This is a genomic window from Pseudonocardia sp. ICBG1034 (assembly GCF_020131375.1).
GTDB lineage: Bacteria > Actinomycetota > Actinomycetes > Mycobacteriales > Pseudonocardiaceae > Pseudonocardia > Pseudonocardia alni.
This window is the reverse complement of the sequence record NZ_JAHLEK010000015.1, coordinates 276924-293970: the sequence shown is the minus strand read 5'-3', so window position 1 is coordinate 293970 and position 17047 is coordinate 276924. Positions and strand designations below refer to the sequence as shown.

At 69.7% G+C, this 17047-nt stretch carries 15 protein-coding genes; 1 reads left to right on the top strand and 14 read right to left on the bottom strand.

All coding sequences use genetic code 11. The features are described 5' to 3' along the window. Positions 1–13: 13 nt before the first annotated feature. Genes KPF22_RS02945 through KPF22_RS02885 form a run of 13 tightly spaced genes read right to left on the bottom strand, consistent with a single transcriptional unit; the run spans position 14 to position 14801 of the window. Positions 14–235 carry a hypothetical protein gene (locus KPF22_RS02945; protein ID WP_224401149.1) on the bottom strand — a complete coding sequence of 74 codons (222 nt, stop codon included), beginning with the start codon at positions 233–235 and terminating at the stop codon, positions 14–16. Next, complete coding sequence (locus tag KPF22_RS02940) at positions 232–1434, bottom strand: peptidyl-prolyl cis-trans isomerase (RefSeq protein WP_224401148.1); 1203 nt, start codon at positions 1432–1434, stop codon at positions 232–234. Before KPF22_RS02940 ends, KPF22_RS02945 begins: the two co-directional genes overlap by 4 nt. Beyond that, positions 1431–3911, bottom strand: a complete 2481-nt coding sequence (locus KPF22_RS02935) for an RND transporter (protein ID WP_224401147.1) — start codon at positions 3909–3911, stop codon at positions 1431–1433. Before KPF22_RS02935 ends, KPF22_RS02940 begins: the two co-directional genes overlap by 4 nt. Further along, on the bottom strand, positions 3908–5209 hold the full coding sequence (locus KPF22_RS02930) for an MlaD family protein (RefSeq protein ID WP_224401146.1): 1302 nt from the start codon (positions 5207–5209) through the stop codon (positions 3908–3910). The genes KPF22_RS02935 and KPF22_RS02930 overlap by 4 nt, the downstream gene beginning before the upstream one ends. A gap of 9 nt (positions 5210–5218) precedes the next feature. Beyond that, positions 5219–6556 (bottom strand): MlaD family protein, encoded by a 1338-nt coding sequence (locus KPF22_RS02925; protein WP_224401145.1) that lies wholly within the window; start codon positions 6554–6556, stop codon positions 5219–5221. After that, complete coding sequence (locus KPF22_RS32645) at positions 6556–7929, bottom strand: MlaD family protein (protein ID WP_305080310.1); 1374 nt, start codon at positions 7927–7929, stop codon at positions 6556–6558. Before KPF22_RS32645 ends, KPF22_RS02925 begins: the two co-directional genes overlap by 1 nt. Next, complete coding sequence (locus KPF22_RS02915; protein WP_224401144.1) at positions 7929–9227, bottom strand: MlaD family protein; 1299 nt, start codon at positions 9225–9227, stop codon at positions 7929–7931. Before KPF22_RS02915 ends, KPF22_RS32645 begins: the two co-directional genes overlap by 1 nt. Next, positions 9227–10618 carry an MlaD family protein gene (locus tag KPF22_RS02910; protein ID WP_224401143.1) on the bottom strand — a complete coding sequence of 464 codons (1392 nt, stop codon included), beginning with the start codon at positions 10616–10618 and terminating at the stop codon, positions 9227–9229. Before KPF22_RS02910 ends, KPF22_RS02915 begins: the two co-directional genes overlap by 1 nt. Beyond that, positions 10615–11856 (bottom strand): MlaD family protein, encoded by a 1242-nt coding sequence (locus tag KPF22_RS02905; protein ID WP_224401142.1) that lies wholly within the window; start codon positions 11854–11856, stop codon positions 10615–10617. Before KPF22_RS02905 ends, KPF22_RS02910 begins: the two co-directional genes overlap by 4 nt. A 5-nt stretch (positions 11857–11861) precedes the next feature. Further along, entirely contained in the window at positions 11862–12746 is an 885-nt protein-coding gene (locus KPF22_RS02900; RefSeq protein ID WP_224401141.1) for an ABC transporter ATP-binding protein, read from the bottom strand. A 33-nt stretch (positions 12747–12779) separates the two neighbouring features. Beyond that, positions 12780–13640 carry an ABC transporter permease gene (locus KPF22_RS02895; RefSeq protein ID WP_224401140.1) on the bottom strand — a complete coding sequence of 287 codons (861 nt, stop codon included), beginning with the start codon at positions 13638–13640 and terminating at the stop codon, positions 12780–12782. Positions 13641–13653: 13 nt separating this feature from the next. After that, the gene (locus KPF22_RS02890; protein ID WP_224401139.1) at positions 13654–14502 is read right to left on the bottom strand and encodes an ABC transporter permease; all 849 of its coding nucleotides are present in this window, start codon (positions 14500–14502) and stop codon (positions 13654–13656) included. After that, a complete protein-coding gene (locus tag KPF22_RS02885; protein WP_224401138.1) occupies positions 14499–14801 on the bottom strand; it encodes a hypothetical protein in 303 nt (100 codons plus the stop codon). Before KPF22_RS02885 ends, KPF22_RS02890 begins: the two co-directional genes overlap by 4 nt. A gap of 670 nt (positions 14802–15471) precedes the next feature. Between KPF22_RS02885 and KPF22_RS02880 the strand changes: the two genes are divergently transcribed. Then, positions 15472–16365, top strand: coding sequence for an ABC transporter ATP-binding protein (locus KPF22_RS02880; protein ID WP_224401137.1), 894 nt, complete (start codon positions 15472–15474; stop codon positions 16363–16365). 51 nt (positions 16366–16416) lie between these two features. Here the strand turns inward: KPF22_RS02880 and KPF22_RS02875 are convergent, their stop codons facing one another. Further along, positions 16417–16887, bottom strand: a complete 471-nt coding sequence (locus KPF22_RS02875; RefSeq protein WP_224401136.1) for a hypothetical protein — start codon at positions 16885–16887, stop codon at positions 16417–16419. Positions 16888–17047: the final 160 nt, after the last annotated feature.

Sequence of the window (17047 nt, the reverse complement as noted above, 5' to 3'; positions counted from 1 at the left end):
CCTCGTTTTCAGCTCAGATCGCGATTGCGACCGCCACCACGACGAACACGGCCGCGACCACCAGGCAGGTCGCCCCGCCGCGGCGGAGGACCCGGATCCGCTGGTCCCGCTGCTCACCGGACATCTGTGAGGGCACGAGGTCCTGGACGTTCCCGCGGGCCCACAACCCCAGGGTCGCCAGCGCGACCGCCATGGCGAGCAGGATCCCGGCGGTGGCGAGGCCCTCGGAGGTCATCGGGGAGGCTCCGGAGCCGACGGCTGCTGCGCGGGTTCCCCCGGTGTCGCAGCTCCGGGAGCTGCGGGTTCGGCCCCCTCGGCTTCCGGTGCAGGAGCGGGAGCCGGCTCGGCGACACCGGGCGGGGCGTCAGGATCGGCCGGCCGGTACTCGTCGGCGTACTCGACGTCGGCGTTCGCGATACGGGCGGCGATCCAGTCCCGCCACGCCGTGGTCGCCTTCTCCAGTTCGAGCTTCGCCTTGAGGGCGTCCTTGATGCCCTCGAACGTCGCCGGCACCGGTGCGGTGGTCTGCCCGACCTGACCCACGTTCCATCCGTGCTGGGTCTGGACCGGACCGAAGACCGATCCGGGACCGGCGGCGAACGCGGCCTGCCCGTAGGCGGGTTCGAGCTGCGCGGCAGCGACCTGACCGAGGTCCCCGCCCTTGTCACGGGTCGACTGGTCCTGGCTCACCGCCCGGGCCACCTCCGCGAACGGCTCGCCGCCACGGATCCGGCCTGCTGCCTGTTCGGCGGCCGCCCGATCCGCGACGACGATGTTGGAGAGCTGTCGCTTCTCGGGCGTGCCGAGCTGGTCGTGCCGCTCGTCGAACGCCTGCTGCACCTCGTCGTCGGTGACCGTGATCGAGCCGGTGACCTTGTCCATGAGCTGCGAGACGGTCATCTGCCGCTTGACCTCGTCCAGTACCGCCTGCTCGGACGTTCCCGAGTTGCCGAGGGCCTCGACGAACTGCTGACGGGCCCGCGGTCCCTCACCGAGCTGCTGAGCGACGAACCGGGACAGGGAGTCGTTCGCGGCCTTGTCCGCGACGACGACCCCCTCCTCCACCGCTGCGTCGTCCAGGACGATCGCCACCGCGTAGGACTTGGCCGCGTCACGCCGGAACGCATCGAGCTCGGCCGGCTCGGTCGGCGGGGTGACGCCGTAGAGGGCGCGCAGCGTGTCCACCTGGCGGTCGAGTTCGTCGGTCGTGACGACCCGGCCCGCGAGGCGGAAGGCGGCGTCGCCCGGCAGCGCCTCGATACGCCACCAGGTGACCCCTCCGACCGCCAGGGCGAGCACGACCACCAGGCCGGCCGAGATCAGGACCTTCGTCCGTCGTCCACTGGCGACGAACCCGTCCCTGACCGTGCCGGGCAGCCTGGCCAGCGCGCCGAGCGCTCCACCCAGCCGCTCCTTCGGCAGGCTGAACTTCATGCCGATACTCCCGTCAACTCGTGGGACCGCGGGTCGTGCTCCGGCGAGGTGACCGACGGACGGGTCGCAGGCCCGGGCGGCCATGCCCAGACCACGAGCCGCGCGGTCCCCAGGGCGAGGAGCACCGACACCGCGAGCAACAGTCCGAACTCGCGGATCGCCTGCAGGCCGGAGACCGCGAGAACGAGGTATCCGACGCCCGAGGTGGCCGCCGCGAGGGCGACCGAGCGCCGGAGCCGGATCCGGCCGCTGCGAGCGGCCTCGGAGATCATCACGCTGAACTCACAGCCGACCGCCGCGGTCAGCGCGCCGAGCGCGACCGTGACCGGGTTCAGCGCGATGCCGAACAGCCACATGAGCGACAGTCCGAGACCGGTCGCGATCGTGGCTGCGAGCACGGCGCGAACGGCATCCATCCGACGGCGGCCGAGGCCGATGAGGAGGACCGCGCCGGCCGCGAGCACGCCCACACCGTTCGCGAGGTAGCGCTCGCCATCGATCAGGTCGTAGCCGTGTGCAGCCAGCATCGGCAGCCCTGTCACCTCGACCTCGTAGCCCGGCGGGGGCGCCGGCAGGTCGCCGAGGACGGTGTCGCGGAGCTTCGTGAGCTCGACGACGTCCTGCTGGGTGCTGCCGAAGGCGAGGCTCGCGACGTCATGGTCCGGACCGACGACCGCGCCCAGCAGGTACGGAGGTAGCAGCCGGAGCGCCGCGGAGATCTGTTCCGGGGTCGGCTCGTTCCCCAGGAAGCGCGTCATCTGCGGCACCGAGGTCACCGGTCGCAACACGTCGCCGTGCCCGCTCACGATGGTCTGCTCGGCGGTGCTCATCCACGCCAGTGCCTCGGGCGAGGTGACGTCCGGCCCGCGCAGCACCACGTCCACCTCGCCGGAGGTGCCCAGCGAACGCTGGAGGTGCTCGACGTCGTCGCCGACGGCCAGGCCCTGGGTGAAGCTGGTGAAGTCGGCCGTCAGCGGGATGGACGGCAAGGACACCCACCCGGCGACAGCGATCAGACCTGCCACGACCACCGCCGCGATCCGCGTGGAGATCGGCCGTCCCGAGACCGCGCTGTCGACGGAGTGGGGGGTGGGAGAGGCCGGCTCGGGCCGTGTCTCCGGCGTGCCGGGGGCTTCCTCCGCCGACGGCTCCGCCGCGCGCCACTTCCTCGTCATCACCGCTGCGATGCCGCAGGAGGCCAGAACCCCCAGCGCCAGAGACAGGCCGAGGTCGCGGACGAACGGCATCGGCGACAAGGCGAGTGCGCCGAAGCTGACGGCGGTGGCGACCGCGACGGTCACCACCACCCGGCGCTCGGCGCGTTGCGCCCAGTAGATCGGGTAATAGCTCCCGACACCGAGCAGGACGGGCAGGAAGGCCACCACCCCCAAGGAGAGGGGACGACCCACCCATCCGTACACGGCCATCGTCGTCGCCGTCGCCAGCAACGTGACCGCCAGCGGCATGAGCCGCCGTCGGCGGCCCGACGCCCACGGTGTGGCGAGGAGGCAGACGGCGACGCCGATGATCGCCAGCCCACCCAGCAGCGGGATCTCCTGCCTGACCTGGTGGCCGAGACCGGCGACCACGGCGGGGACACCCGACACCGTCGTCCGGGTCGTGTTCAGCCCTGCTCCGGCGACCGCTTCGCGGACGCGGTCGACCAGTACCTCGGTACTACCCTGATCGAGTTCCTGGCGAGGGCGGACGAGCAACGCGACCGACCGGTCGGACGGAGCGACGAAGCGCCATTGCGGCCGCGGCCTACCCTGGTCGTCGTAGATCGCGTTCTCGACGAACGCCTGGTTGCGGATCGTCGGCAGGCCGGAAGGAAGCCCACGCGCGAGCAGGGTCCCGTAGCGGCGGTCGAACTCCGCGCTGGCACGGTCCGCTTCTCTCGCGGCCTCCTCCGGGGAGGCACCGCTCGCCGCGGCCTGTGCCTCGGCGGTTCCGCGCACGCCGTCCCGCCGGCCGACGAGCTCGGCGAGCAGGTCCTGTGCCCGGCCGGCGACCTGGTTCAGGACGGTCGCCGGTCCGTACACCGCCGACACGTCCGGCAACCTCGCCAGCTCTCCCTCGAGGCGGAGCAGGGACTGGAGCTGTTCCTCCGCGAGAAGCGACGTCGGTTCCGCGGATTCCAGGAGGACGACCGTGGCATCCGAACCGAACGTCCCTGCGTAGTCGTGCAGTGCATCGACCGCGGGGTCGTTCGCCGGCAGGAACGAGTCCACACCCGTGGCGACCTCGACCCGCACCATCCCTCCGACGAGGAGGGCGAGGGCCACGACCACACCCACGACCGCGCCGAGCCGGCGCCGGAGCGGCGCACCGGGGGCGGCCGGGTCGCGGCTGCCCTCCCGTTCGGTGGAACGGGAGCAGCTCGTCGCCGCCCTGGTCATTCCGTTCCGGCCCAGGGCCGCCGCCGCCGCGAACGGTCGGCGGACGGCCCGGGCGAGGGCGTGGTCGCGGCGGGTCATCGCGGCGGGTCCTGCTGGATCCGCGGGTACTGACCCGTGAACGGTCCCGGGTTGGCGGATCCACCCGCCGCCGGGTAGGCGTTCGACTTCGCCAGCAGCGGCGACTGGTTGAAGTCGACCGGGACACCCTTGACGGTCTGCTCGTTGTAGACCATGAAGATCCGCAGGGTCTTCCCGTTGATGTCACCCCGGTTCAGGGCCTGGCCGAAGTTCGTGAAGAAGGCGGCCACATCACGGTCATAGGGCTGCAGGTAGGCGAGCATCGGGTTGACGTCGGACATCGCCACGTTCAGCGTTCCGACCAGCGAGCTCGCATCGTCCGCGACCGCCGGGACCCGGGTCAGGGTGTCGGGGGCACGGTCGACCACTCCCTGGAGGGAGGGGAGCATTCCACGCAGGTCCGTGGACGTGCCCGGGAGCTGGGTGAGCGCCGCCGACAGATCCGGTGCGGCCGTGTCGAGATCCCGCGCGACCGGGGCCAGCGCCCCGGACAGCGTGGTCAGGTCGTCGCTCGCCCCGCGCACGGAGTCCAGCAGCGGGGGAAGCGTCTGCATGGTCTCGGTCAGCTTCTTGTCGTTCTCCGCCGTGGCGGAGAAGACCGCCTGGGAGTCGCTGACCAGCTGGGCGATCTGCCCGTCCCTGGTGTCGAGCGCGGCCAGCAGGGTCGCGGTCTGCCCCGTCAGGGTCTTCAGGTCCTCGGACTGGGCGGCGAGTGCATCCGTGACCGTGCCGCCCTCCCGGCCGACCTTCCCGAGTCCGGCGACCGCATCGGTCAGTGCCGCGGCACTGTCGTTCGTGGCCAGACCCGACGACCGGACGATCTGGCCGATCGAGTCACGCGTCGGCTGGTCGAGAGACCGGTAGACGTCGTCGAGCTCGACACCCGGCTTGCCGGTCCCCGGAGGGAGCTTCGTCCCGTCCGGGATCTCGCCTCCCGTGCCGTCGGTGAAGTCGAGGTACGACTCCTGGATCAGGGTCTTGTTCCGGATCTCCGCGCTGACGCCTTCGTGCAGCGGGAAGTTGTCGTGCATCTCGACCTCGACCGACGCCATGTCTCCGACGGCCTCGATGTCGACGATCTTGCCGACGTTGACGCCGGCGACCATGACGTCGGAGTCGTAGACCAGGTTCGACACGGCCGGCACCTCGAGACTCACCCGGTAGCCGACCTGGGACACCAGCGGGATGCGCCCGCCCGAGTTCACCCAGAGGTAGCCGAAGAGTGCAGCGCAGGCGGCAGCGAAACCGGCCAGGACCAGTAGCCGCGCGTGCGGCAGTACGGTGGTTGGAACACGCATGTCGTCCGCCTAGTTCTCGGATCCGAGGGGCAGTTCGGGCAGGAGCGGCCGGGGATCGGCCCCCGGCGGGACGCCGGCGCCGGACGGATCCTGGAAGAGCTGCGGGTGGCTCTGGGTCAGCCCGAGCAGACCCGTCACCGACTCGGGGGCGTACTGCTGCATCCCGCGCAGGATCCCCCCGTTGGCGTCCTTCAGGCTGTACGCCGAGTTCGTGTTGAACACGAAGGCCTGCAGGTCGTCGAGGTACGGAAGAGAGTTCCCCGTCAACTCGTCGAGCCGGCCGGAGGCGGACTTGAGGTTCGGCAGCGATGCGTTCAGATCGCTGACGAGCGGCCGGAGGTCGGCGACGACCGGTCGTGCCTCGGCCAGGACCGGGGCAGCCTTGTCGACGACCTCGCCCGCGGTGTCCACGGTGGTGGTCATGCGGTCCAGCGCCCCCGGGAGCGTGGCACTGGCCTCGCGCAGGTTGTCCAGCGTCGGGTCGAGCTGGTCGGACAGTCCCTGGACGCCCCCGGTCGCCTCACGGAGGCGATCGGTGACCTGCGGCAGCTCGCGGAGGATGGCGTCGACGGCCTCGCTGTTGTCGCCGGTGGTCTGCAGCGTCTTCTGCATCGACGTCGCCAGATCCGCCAACCGCTTGTCGTTCTCGCCGACGGTCTCCGAGATCGTCCCGAGCGAGGTCACCAAACGCGCGATCAGGTCCCGGCGGGTCTGGAGCGCCTCCGCCAGCGGCTGCATCCGCTGCAGCATGGCGTCGGTCGCCCGGACCCCCGGGGGAAGCGCCTCCGGGAAGCTCGCCATCGCCGCGTCGGACTGAGCGAGCAGGGTGCCGAGCGCGTCCTGTGTGTTCGCGTCGAGGTTGCCGAAGACCTCGTCCACCTGGACCGGTGCCACCGAGGCGGTGGCGGGGAGGATGTCACCCTCCTGCAGCTCACGCGCCTGCGGCGTACCCGGGGAGAACTCGATGTACATCTCGTTCAGCGGGCTCTTCGGGCGGAGGACCAGTTTCGCGTCCTCGTAGACCTTGTAGTTCGGGTCGATCGTGATCGCCAGCTCGGACTGGCCCCGCTCGTTCACGTCGGCGTCCCGGATCTCGCCGACCTTGACGCCGGCGATGCGGACCTCCTGCCCGTTACCGGGGCTCACGGCGGGGGCCGTGTCGAAGGTCGCCGTGAAACGGAACTCCTGCTCCCACGGCCAGTTGGCACGGGCCTGGCTGAAGATGTAGCCGCCGACCACGACGGCGAGGCCGACGAGTCCGGCCACGACCAGGATGTTGCGGATCAGGCCGGGCTCGTTGCGCGCCTGTTCGTAGGTGCGCTTGATCGCATTCGCACGCGGACTCATCAGTTCCCCCCGGTGCCCGGGCCGTCCGGGTTCTCGAGATTGGCGAGGTTCTTCCAGAGCGACTCGATGTTGATCGGCACGCCCTCGACCGAGCCCGCCCCGAACCCGGGCTGGAAGCCCACGTTGGCACCGTTCGCGTCCGTCAGCTTCGACGCACGGTCGATGTTGGAGACCATGTAGCCGAGCTCCTCGTAGAAGGGCGTCTCCCCGTCGCCGGTGCCGGCGTAGGTCCCCGCGCCGAGGTACGGGTTCATCACCGTGTCGAGCACCGGGCCGTTGAGCCGGTCCAGGACCGGACCCTTCAGGTCGTCGAGCGCCGCCGTGCCGGTCTGGCTGGCCGGGACCAGGTCGTCGACGATCGGGCGGGTGTCGCTCAGGACACCGCGAAGGTCACGCACGACAGGAAGTGCACGGGACAGGACGGGAGTGGCACGGTCGACCAGAGGACCGAGCTCCTCCACGATCGGTTCGGCCGGGCCCGCGGTCTCCCGCAGCTTGGCCAGCGTCGTGTCCAGGCGCCGGAGACCGGCGTCGGCGGTGTCGAGGGTCTCCGGCAGGTCGGCGAGGAGATCTGCCGTGTCCTGGCTTCGTGCACCGAACACCCGGCTGGTGGTCGCCAGGTTCGCGACGATGCTGTCGAGCTGCCCGTCCTGGGCGGTCAGCGTCCGGGAGGTGGCGTCCAGCCCGGCGACGACCTTGGTCAGGTCGTCCGCCCGCGTCCCCGACAGACCCCGCAGCACCTCCGCACCGGGCGCCAGCGCCGCCGGCGCCGTGCGGGCGATGTCCTGGATCGCGCTGCGGCCGTCGCCGGCCAGCGTGGCGTCCAGCTGCCGCGAGGCGCTGCGGGCGCCGGTGATCGCGTCGGGCTGGAGCACCGAGGCGATCTGGTCCAGCTCGACCGGGACCGAGGTGCGCTCCGGCGGGATGACCTCGCTGTACTCCTGGTCGTCGTGCGCCCCACCCGGGATCAGCTCGAGGTAGTAGTTGCCCCCGAGCAGGATCGTCGGCCGGATGGCGGCGCCCGGCTCGGAGCCGATCTTCTTGGCGGTGCCGTTGTCCAGCTTCACCGTGACCAGGGCGGTTCCGTTGTCGAGGCGCTCGACGTCGGAGACCTTCCCGACCTTCACGCCACCGATCTTGACCGGCGTGACGTACTCGCGGAGGCGGTAGTCCTGCGCAAAATTGATCTTCACCTCGTCACCCGGGACGAGAGTCGTCAGCAGCATGTCCTTCTGGAACATGGCGTATCCGACGAGCGAGGTCAGCACGATCGCGACCACGCCGATGGCGAAGGGGGACTTCAGCCACCCGAAGGTACGCTTCCTGGGCTTCTCCGCTGCTTCCGCCGGCGGTTCATGCGACAGCACGTTCATCACTCACCTCCGGTGGTCGGCAGGGGCAGCGAGCCCGTGCTGTCCTGCCCGGCTGCACCGGGGGCGGGGTAGGGGTTGCGGGCGACGAACGGGTCCTTGATCCCGAGCTGGCCGTCGACCGACTGGGTGTGGAGCATCAGCGTCACCCGCAGGTGCCGGTTGTTCGGGTCGCCCTTGCCCGCCTGCCCGTTGGAGAGGGCATCCGCGAAGTTCTCGAAGAACAACATGACCTCGGGGGCGTACGGCGAGAGGGTCGTGAGCACCGGGTTGGTGTCGGAGAGTGCGGCGGCCGCCCGCGGGGCGAAGGGCCGCGCGTCGGTCATCGTCTCCGTCAGCTCGCCCAGAGCCGGCTGCGCCTGCTCGGACACGTTCGGGACGCCGTCCAGCGGCGGGACCGCCTCGCGGAGCACACCACGAAGGTCGGGGGTGGCGTCGCCCAGGCCACGGGCGCCGGGCTGGAGCCGAGCCGTTGCGCTGTCCAGGTCGGACAGCGGCGGCTGCAGCGCCGTCATCGCCTCGCGCGCCGCCGACAGCGTGTCCGGAGCCTTGTCGAGCGTGTCCCGCAGCGGCACCGATCGGTCCGCGGCGATCGCGTTCAGCGTGGTCCCGAGATCACCGGTCAGGGCGGCGATCTGGTCCTGCCTGCCGGCGAACCGGCCGGACAGCGAGTTCGCGGCCTGCAGGAGCTCACTGAGGTCCTGGCCGTTGTCCTCGGTCAGCGAGCGGGACACCGTGCCGAGGTCCGGCAGGATCTGCGGCGCGTTGCGGACGACGTCCTGGATGTCCTGGCCGTGTCCGCCGATGCCCTGCCCGGTCTGGGTGAGCGTGCTGGTCAGCGAGGCGCGGGTCGGCTCGTCGAACACCCCGAGCAGGTCCGAGAGGTTCTCCGACTCGACGGTCTGCTCCTTCGGCAGCGTCGAGTTCTCGGGGAGCTCGCCGGCGTCCGGGGTGCCCGGGTCGACGTTCACGATCTTCTGGCCGAGGCCGGATCGGCTGTCGATCGACGCCGTGGCGTTCTTGTAGAGGTCGCGGTCGCCGTCGAGCGACAGGGTCGCGACGGCGGTGCCGTCCTTGATCTCGACCTTGTCGACCCGGCCGGCTCGGACCCGGGCGATACGGACGTCGTCACCCGCCCGCAGGCCACCGGTGTCCTCGAACGCGGCGGCGAACGTCGTCAGCTGAGCACCGGGAAGGCCCTTGTGGGCGTTCACACCGACGTAGACCGCGGCGACGAAGCAGACCAGTGCGACGGTCCCGATCAGGAGGGAGCGTCCCTTCGTGGACTTGGGGCCGGCCATCAGCTGCCTCCGAGCAGGTAGTCGAGAGCGCCGGACTCCTGCTCCTCCGCGAGGCCGGTCGCACCGCCGTCGGGCGAGGGGCCGGGCTCGAGGAGCCCCGGGAGCGGCGCACCGTCGGGCGACACACCCGGAATCTGCGGGACCGGAGCGTGCTCGGGGGCGGGGAGGGCGGCGTCGGGCGGTGGGTTGCCGTCGAGCAGCGGTGCCGCCGGAGGCAGGGCGTGCGTGATCTGGTCGGTGTTGACCGTGACCATCGCGCGGAAGTAGTGCGAGAGACCGTCGTACCCGTTGGTGGTCAGGGCCCAGCCCTGGATGAAGTTCCAGAAGCCCGGGAGGCGGTTGGTGAACTCGTTCGCCAGCGGGTCGAGCCCCGCCGCGGTACCGCGCAGGTCCGCACCTGCCGGCTTGAGGTCGGCGACCACCGGCCGCGCCTCGACGAGCAGCTCGCGGGCCCGGTCGAGGACCGGCTTCGAGCTGGCCAGGGCCGGGTCCGCCGAGTCGGCGAAGCGCTGGAGCTCCTCGCTGATCGCGACGAGGTTGTCCGTGGTCGGCCGCATGGACTGCAGCGTCGGCGTCGCGCTGCGGGTGACACCGGCGAGGTCTTCGAGCGCTCCGCGGGTCTGGGCGAGGGTGTCCGGCGCACGCAGCAGCGTCTCGTTCAGCGCCTGCTGCCGGTCAGCGGTCGTACCGAGCAGCTGGTTCGCGGCGTTCACGAGTCCGTCGAGCCGCTTGCCGTCGTCGGCAGCCAGGGCGCCGGCGACCGGCTCGGTGTTGTCGACGAGCTGCTGCAGCGTCGCGCTCTGCTCATCGAGGACACGCACCAGGTTCTCGGTGTCGACCATCGCCGGGGCGAGGGCCTTCACCGCCGCGTCGGCGTTCGGGCCGTTGTCCCGCATGCCGTCGCCGAGGGTGGTCACCAGCCCGGCGAGCGCCTTGCCCGTCGGGTCGTCGATCGCGTTCAGCAGCTGGTCGAGATCGGACGGCCGCCCGGTCTGCTCGACCGGGAGCGGCTCGTTCGGCCCCAGGAGTGGCGACTCCGGGCTGCCACGGTCGTACTCGATGAACCGCTCACCGAGGAGGCTGACCGGCTTGATCGTCATCCGCGCATCGCGATGCACCGGCATCGCCTCGGGGTCGAGAGTGACGGTCACGGCGGACTGGTCGCCGACCACCCGCATCGACTCGACCTTGCCGACCGGCACGCCGTCCATCAGGACGTCGTTGCCCTCCAGGATCGGGCTGGCGTCGGCGAACATCGCGGTCACCCGCTGCGGCTCGTCGTCGAGGAAGGCGCTGGGCGTCGCTGCGGCACCGACGACAGCAGCTGCGGCGACGGCGAGTACGGCGACCCTCGCGACCGTGGTCGCGGTGCGTCGAGGCGACGTGGTCATCGCGCACCTCCCCCGTACGCGTCGGTCCACGGCTGGCCCTCGATGGCGCCGGGAACCGGGTGCGGGTCCTTCTCGATCCCGGGGGGCATGACGCCCGGGTTGACGTTCAGGGAGCTCGCCCCCTCGTTGATGGTCGAGCGCATGTAGTGGCCGTTCGCGTCGTAGTTGGCTGTTGCGGACCCCCAGTTCGACATCCACCCGAGGAGCTCCGGGGTGTACGGGCGCAGGTAGGTCAGAGCAGGCGTGACGTCCCGGACGAGCGAGTCGACCCCGGGGACCGTGGCGTGTGCGCTGTCGAGCAGCGCGGGCGTGTGGTTGAGGAGCGTCGACGCCGAGTCGAGCGTCGGACGCAGCTCGCCGACCGTGGGGCGTAGTTCCTGCAGCACCGGGCTCAGGTTGCGGGAGAACTCCGGCAGCTTCGCGGCGACCGGCTGGAGCTTCTCCAGCAGGGGAAGGGTCTTGTCGACCGTCTCGGGGACCTGGTCGAGGGTGGTCCTCGCCGTGTTCAGGGTCCCGGGGAGCTTCGTCAGCGCCGCGTCGAGCTGCTGGCGCTGCCGGGCGGTGGCCGCGGCGCTGGTGCTGAGGTCACCGACGATCGAGCGGATGTCGCCGTCCCGCTTGACCAGGGTGTCGACCACGGTCGAGGTGTGCCCGATCAGCTCCTTGATCGCCGGACCGTCGTTGCCGAGCCCGCGCAGGACGTCACCGAGCGCACCGAGCGCAGGACCGGCCGACCGGATGGTCGCGTTGACGTCCTGCTCACTCCCGGTGAGTGTCCGGTCGAGGCCCTGCAGCGTGCCGGCCAGCCGCGTGCGGGTCTCCGGGTCCAGTGCGGAGAGCACGCGGTCGACCTCGATCGGCTCCGGCATGGCGCCGGAGATCCGGCCGCCGTCCGGGATCTCGGGCGCGGTCGCCGGCCCGTCCTTGACGACGACCTGTCGCTCGCCGAGCACGGCCCGCCAGGCGACGCTGACCTCCGCGCCGTCGTGCAGCGGCGCGAAGTCCTTCTCGAGGTTCATCTCGAGGACGGCCTTGCCGTCCTCCGACCGGACCTTGTCGACCTGGCCTGCCTCGAAGCCATTGATCAGGACCTTGCCGCCCTCGATGACGTTCGGCGCGGTGGGGAGCACGACACTGACCCGGTAGGGGATGCTGTCGATGAGGGCCCAGCCTCCGGTCGCGAGCACCATCAGGCACACGATCGGAACGGCCCACAGCCCGAGGAACTTGTTCGTCATCGCCGTCAGTCCATTCCCAGCGGCCCGGCGGACTCGCCGCTCAGGAACTGGCGGACGAAGGGGTCCTGCGACGCGAAGGCCGCATCGGCCTCGCCGTAGTGCACGACCTTGCCCTTCCAGATCAGCCCGACGTAGTCGCTGACCTTGCGGGCTGTACGGATGTCGTGGGTGACCAGCATGTAGGTCCCCTTGTGCTCCGCATGCATCTGCAGGATGAGGTCGTTCAGCAGGCTCGTCCGCACCGGATCGAGACCGGAGTCGGGCTCGTCGAACATGACGATGTCGGGATTCAGCACGAGCGCGCGGGCGAATCCCGCGCGCTTGCGCATGCCACCGGAAACCTCATTCGGACGCTTCTTGACGGCGCGCTCGAGGCCGACCTCCTTGAGCCGCTCCATCACGATCTCCTTCACCTCCTTCTCCGAGAGGTTGCTGTGCTTCCTCAGCGGAAAGGCGGTGTTGTCGAAGATGTTCATGGATCCGAAGAGGGCACCGTCCTGGAAGAGGACGCCGAACCGCTTCCGCAGCTCGTACCGCTCGGCCTCGCTGATCTTCCAGATGTCCTGCCCGAAGATCAGGACGTCACCGGCGTCGGGAGCGAGCAAGCCCACGAGGTGCTTGATCAGAACGCTCTTACCGGTACCTGACGGCCCGAGAATCGTCGTGATCGCGTTGTCGGCGAAGTCCAGGTTCATGCCCTGGAGGATGTGGCTGCTGCCGAAGGACTTGTAGACACCGCGGACCTGCATCGAGTGCGGCTGGTTCGTACCGGGTGCCGCACCTCTCTGCTGCCCGACCTCGGGGGCCCGGTGCCCCTGACCGTGGGGGGCGCCGACGCCGGCCGGGATGGGGATGGGACGCGTCATGTCCATGTCGTCGTCGTATCGCATGAGTGGGGAGCTCCTCGATGAATTCGGGAATCGCTAGTTGGCAATGGGGGCGTTCGGGGCGAGCCCCCAGAACAGCTGAGTCCCGAGCGTGCTGATGATGTGCACGAGCACCATGTTCACCATCATGGATTTGGCCGTCGCCTGACCGACGCCGACAGGACCGCCCGAAGCGTTGTATCCGTAATAGCATCCGACGAAGATCACGCACGTGCCCATCGCGATGACCTTCAACGTGGCGTAGATGATGTCGAGCGGGTTCTGGTACAGCCAGAAGATGTAGAGATAACCACCGGACGAGACCTCGCCGAGCTGCACCACCACCACGAGATACATGGCGATGTAGCTCATTCCGAGCCCGACGATGAAAAGGAAGGGCATGGCCAACCAGGCCGCCAGGATCCGGGTGCCGACCAGGTAGCTGAGGGACTTGACCCCCATGACCTCCATGGCGTCGATCTCGTCGGCGATCCGCATGGACCCGATCTCTGCGACGAGGCCGCATCCGACCTTGGCCGCGAAGATGTACGCCCACATGTACGGCGACATCTCCCGCAGGCCGCAGTAGTCGGTGAAGATCGCCGAGTACAGCGGCGCACCGACCTGCTTCAGGGTGTAGCTGGCCTCGGTCGCGCACATCGTCCCGACCATGAACTGCATGAACCAGACGATGAGCCCGCTCGACAGGATCAACACACCTGCCTGATGGAACACCTCACCGACGTAGTGCCGGAGATCGGGGAAGTTCCTGATCGTCCGGGTGGAGAACTTCGCGATCAGCCCGAAGGTCGACACGCTCTCGCGGAACTTGTCGACCGCGACCCGCGGAGACACTTCGACGGAGTCACGGCTGTCCGGCTCGTCATCGGCCGGCTTCTTGGAAACGTCGACGCTCATGAGCTCCGCCTCTTTACTTGAAGACCTGCATCTCGGGGTTCAGACCGAGAAGCAGCGCCGTGTAGACGTAGTTGAAGACCCAGATGCAGGCGAACGCCGTGACGACGGACACGTTCACCGCCTTGCCCACGCCGGCGGGGCCGCCCTTGGCGCGCAGACCCATGAAGCTGCAGACGATTCCGATGATCAGTCCGAAGAAGACCGACTTGAGGACGCTGCCCCAGATGTCGGGCGTGGTCGCGTTGGCGAAGAAGTTGCTCACGTACGCGGCCGGGTTCGCCCCGAGGTACACCGAGGCGATGAAACCGCCGATCACGCCGCAGAGCAGCGCCAGGATGTCGAGCAGCGCCGTCATGACGGTCACCGCGATGACACGCGGGATGATGAGTGTCCGGATCGGATCGACGCCGAGGACCTCCATCGCGTCGATCTCTTCACGGATGCGCCGGGCCCCGAGGTCGGCGGTCATGGCCGTCCCCATCACGCCGGCCACGATCATGGCGTTGATCCAGGGCGCGAACTCACGGACCGATGCCATGAGGAAGAAGGACCCGAGCCGGTCGGGGATGCCGAACAGCAGGTAGATGTTGCCGCCCTGCAGACCGGGGGCACCGAAACCGAACGCCACGCAGGACACGACCACCGGGATCCAGCAGAGCCGGAGAGTGTCGTACATCTGGTCCCGCGTGTCGGCCCAATAGCCGACGGGCCTGCTGATCGCGCTCCAGAGCACGTGCCCCATATAGGCGATGATCTCGCCGGCCGTGACCAGCGGCTTCGTGATGCCGTCCAGGTACTTGCCACCGAACCCGGGCTTCCTCCCGACCGCGGTGCTGGGCGTTCCTTCGGTGGTCGTCGTCATGAGTTGCTCCCCGTCCTCGACGATTTCCGACCGACGACGCCCGAGATGGCGCCGACGAGTACGGCGGACACAGCGAGACCGATCAGATCCGTCCACCGGACCGGGACGATCGGGAAGAGGAGCAGCAGCGGGAGCCCGAGGGCCAGCGTGACCAGCGCGGCGGCCGCGCCTGCCCGATATGCCGGGCCCGCGGGTCGCGCACGCAGGCCGGCAAGGGCGAAGGCTCCGACGGAGACGGCCCACGGCCACGCGGAGGCGATGGCCGGGACGACCATCCCGACGACCGGCGTGGCCAGCATCCCGAGGACGAAGACGGTGAAGCCGGCCGAACCGGCCCGGAGGACAGACGGCGAGCCCGCACTCCCAGCGGCTACCTGGCCGGCCCCGCGCGGCGGTGGGGAGCTCCGCCGCGTGCTGACCGCACGTGTTGACATCACTGATACTCCAAGCTGACAGGCCCCCGCGGGGCACGGGTCACACGTCCGGAGCCCGGGCTCCGGAAGTGGGGACACGGAGATCACGTCGGGGGCTGTGATCTCCACAGACAGTGGGGAAGTCCGTCTGCATGTCCGCGTGCTGCTCGACGGTCGTGCTGATCGAGCGTGTGGCTGTCGGTGGCCTGCCAGCGTCGGTGTCACGGCGGCGGGACCCGATCAGAACGCATCCGGGGTTCCCGGATGTAGGGAGAGTCGCAGCCGGGAGCGGCGGTGAGGTCCGCATCAGCAGACCAAACGGAGGCGGACATTCGTCCGGATGCGACGACGTCCTCGGCGCACCGAGATCGTGTTCGCGGTCACTATCGCTCGATGACGCGAACGGGCGCCGCAATGGTCACGTACCCGGCTCGACCTGCGCGGGAACGCACCCGATCGAGCGACTTGCCCTCTGACCCGCACCTGTTCCACTGACGTGATGTCGAAGCAGCCGGAACGAAGCCGCTCCCGGACAACGGGGGCGCCCGGCCCTGCCGTGGAGTTCACGGGCATCACGACGATGCTCGACGAGTCCCCTGTGCTCTACCGGCTGGGGCTCCGGCTCGAACCGGGGCACGTCACCGTCGTGATGGGCCCGTCCGGAGCCGGAAAGACCACACTCGTACGGCACCTCGCCGGCCTGACCCGGCCGGGACGAGGGTCCGTCACCGTCGACGGCCGTGACGTCTGGACTGCGGACGAGGCCGGGCTCCGCAGCATCCGGCAGGACTTGAGCGTGCTCTTCGGCGGGCCTTCCGTGTTCGAGGCCGGGCTGTTCGGCTCGTTGAGCGTGTACGACAACATCGCGTTCGCGCTACAGAGCCGTGGGATGGACGACGACAGCGTCGCCCGCATCACGAGGTACCGGCTCCGCGAGATGCGCCTGCACGACCGGGCGTCGGCGATGCCGTCCGAGCTCGCCGCGCACGGCCGCAAGAGACTCGCGATCGCCCGCACCCTGGCGGTCGAGGCCCCGCTTCTCGTGCTCGACGAGCTCGAGGTCGGACTGGACTCGGTTCACGCGTCTGCCGTCATCGGCGCGGTGCGCGAGCAGCACGAGCGCACCGGCGCGACGGTCCTGATCACGACGCACGACATCGATCTGGCCCGCGAGCTGGGCGACACCGTCGCGATCCTCTGCAACGGACACATCGCCGCTACCGGCACTCCGGCCCAGCTGCTGAACGGGATCACCGACTCCGAGACCTTCGAGCACCGGTTCCGGACGTCGGACTTCCTGGGGCCACCCGACACGGACTCGACGCTGGCCGAGCTGGAACGGCGCGAGGGCGGTCGCATGATCCAGCTGGAGCCTCAGCAGATGATCGTCGCGCTGCTCGCGATCGCCTTCGTCACCTCGTTCTGCGTCTTCCTGCTGATGACCAGATGACACGGGGACGCGGGCCGACGGGAGGGTGCAGCTCCCGCCGACCGGCGCTGTCTACCGGCTCGTACCGGCGAGCCAGGCGTGGGCTCGGCCGAAGAGGAGCAGCGACGAGCCGACGATCAGGAGGACGATGGCCGGCACAGTGGTCCACTCCCCGTTCGACGCCAACAGCACGACTCCGAGGGCGCCCAGGGCGACGAGCGGGATGATCAGCTTCGCCTGACGCCCCACGACCGCGAGTGCCCCCACCAGCAGCGTCCCGGCGAGCAGGACGAAGACCAGTCCCGGGATCCCTGTCGACTCGTGCTGGGCGACGGCGGAGTCACCGAGCTGGCTTTGGATCTGCGAGACGGTGGCGTCATCCGGGGATTCCTCCGACCGGGAGCCGACCGCGCTGAGGAGCAGCAGGGCGTAGAGCACCCAGGAGCCGACCGAGACCGGTATCTGCCAGGGTGTCTTCGGTTTGGGGCGATTGGCGTACCGCGAGGTCTGTTGGTGGGCGAGGTCGTCCGTCTCCCGAGCCATCAGGGAAGACTAAGGACGTGCGACCGCACGACGCGTCGTCGCGGGTGACGGAAAACCAGACGGAAATCCGCCACAAAGGACAGGTGAGCGCCGTCGCGCAGTGCACGCCGGCCGGGTTCCTCGGTACTACCACGCTCGCCTCGACCCTTCGGGGGTCGAA

Excerpts from the sequence above, each read along its gene's own strand:
- KPF22_RS02940 (WP_224401148.1), bottom strand. The coding sequence starts at position 1,434 with ATGAAGTTCAGCCTGCCGAAGGAGCGGCTGGGTGGAGCGCTCGGCGCG.
- KPF22_RS02915 (WP_224401144.1), bottom strand. The coding sequence starts at position 9,227 with ATGGCCGGCCCCAAGTCCACGAAGGGACGCTCCCTCCTGATCGGGACC.
- KPF22_RS02905 (WP_224401142.1), bottom strand. The coding sequence starts at position 11,856 with ATGACGAACAAGTTCCTCGGGCTGTGGGCCGTTCCGATCGTGTGCCTG.
- KPF22_RS02890 (WP_224401139.1), bottom strand. The coding sequence starts at position 14,502 with ATGACGACGACCACCGAAGGAACGCCCAGCACCGCGGTCGGGAGGAAG.
- KPF22_RS02875 (WP_224401136.1), bottom strand. The coding sequence starts at position 16,887 with ATGGCTCGGGAGACGGACGACCTCGCCCACCAACAGACCTCGCGGTAC.
- KPF22_RS02895 (WP_224401140.1), bottom strand. The coding sequence starts at position 13,640 with ATGAGCGTCGACGTTTCCAAGAAGCCGGCCGATGACGAGCCGGACAGC.
- KPF22_RS02910 (WP_224401143.1), bottom strand. The coding sequence starts at position 10,618 with ATGACCACGTCGCCTCGACGCACCGCGACCACGGTCGCGAGGGTCGCC.
- KPF22_RS02900 (WP_224401141.1), bottom strand. The coding sequence starts at position 12,746 with ATGCGATACGACGACGACATGGACATGACGCGTCCCATCCCCATCCCG.
- KPF22_RS02945 (WP_224401149.1), bottom strand. The coding sequence starts at position 235 with ATGACCTCCGAGGGCCTCGCCACCGCCGGGATCCTGCTCGCCATGGCG.
- KPF22_RS02930 (WP_224401146.1), bottom strand. The coding sequence starts at position 5,209 with ATGCGTGTTCCAACCACCGTACTGCCGCACGCGCGGCTACTGGTCCTG.
- KPF22_RS02885 (WP_224401138.1), bottom strand. The coding sequence starts at position 14,801 with ATGCTGGCCACGCCGGTCGTCGGGATGGTCGTCCCGGCCATCGCCTCC.
- KPF22_RS32645 (WP_305080310.1), bottom strand. The coding sequence starts at position 7,929 with ATGAACGTGCTGTCGCATGAACCGCCGGCGGAAGCAGCGGAGAAGCCC.
- KPF22_RS02925 (WP_224401145.1), bottom strand. The coding sequence starts at position 6,556 with ATGAGTCCGCGTGCGAATGCGATCAAGCGCACCTACGAACAGGCGCGC.
- KPF22_RS02935 (WP_224401147.1), bottom strand. The coding sequence starts at position 3,911 with ATGACCCGCCGCGACCACGCCCTCGCCCGGGCCGTCCGCCGACCGTTC.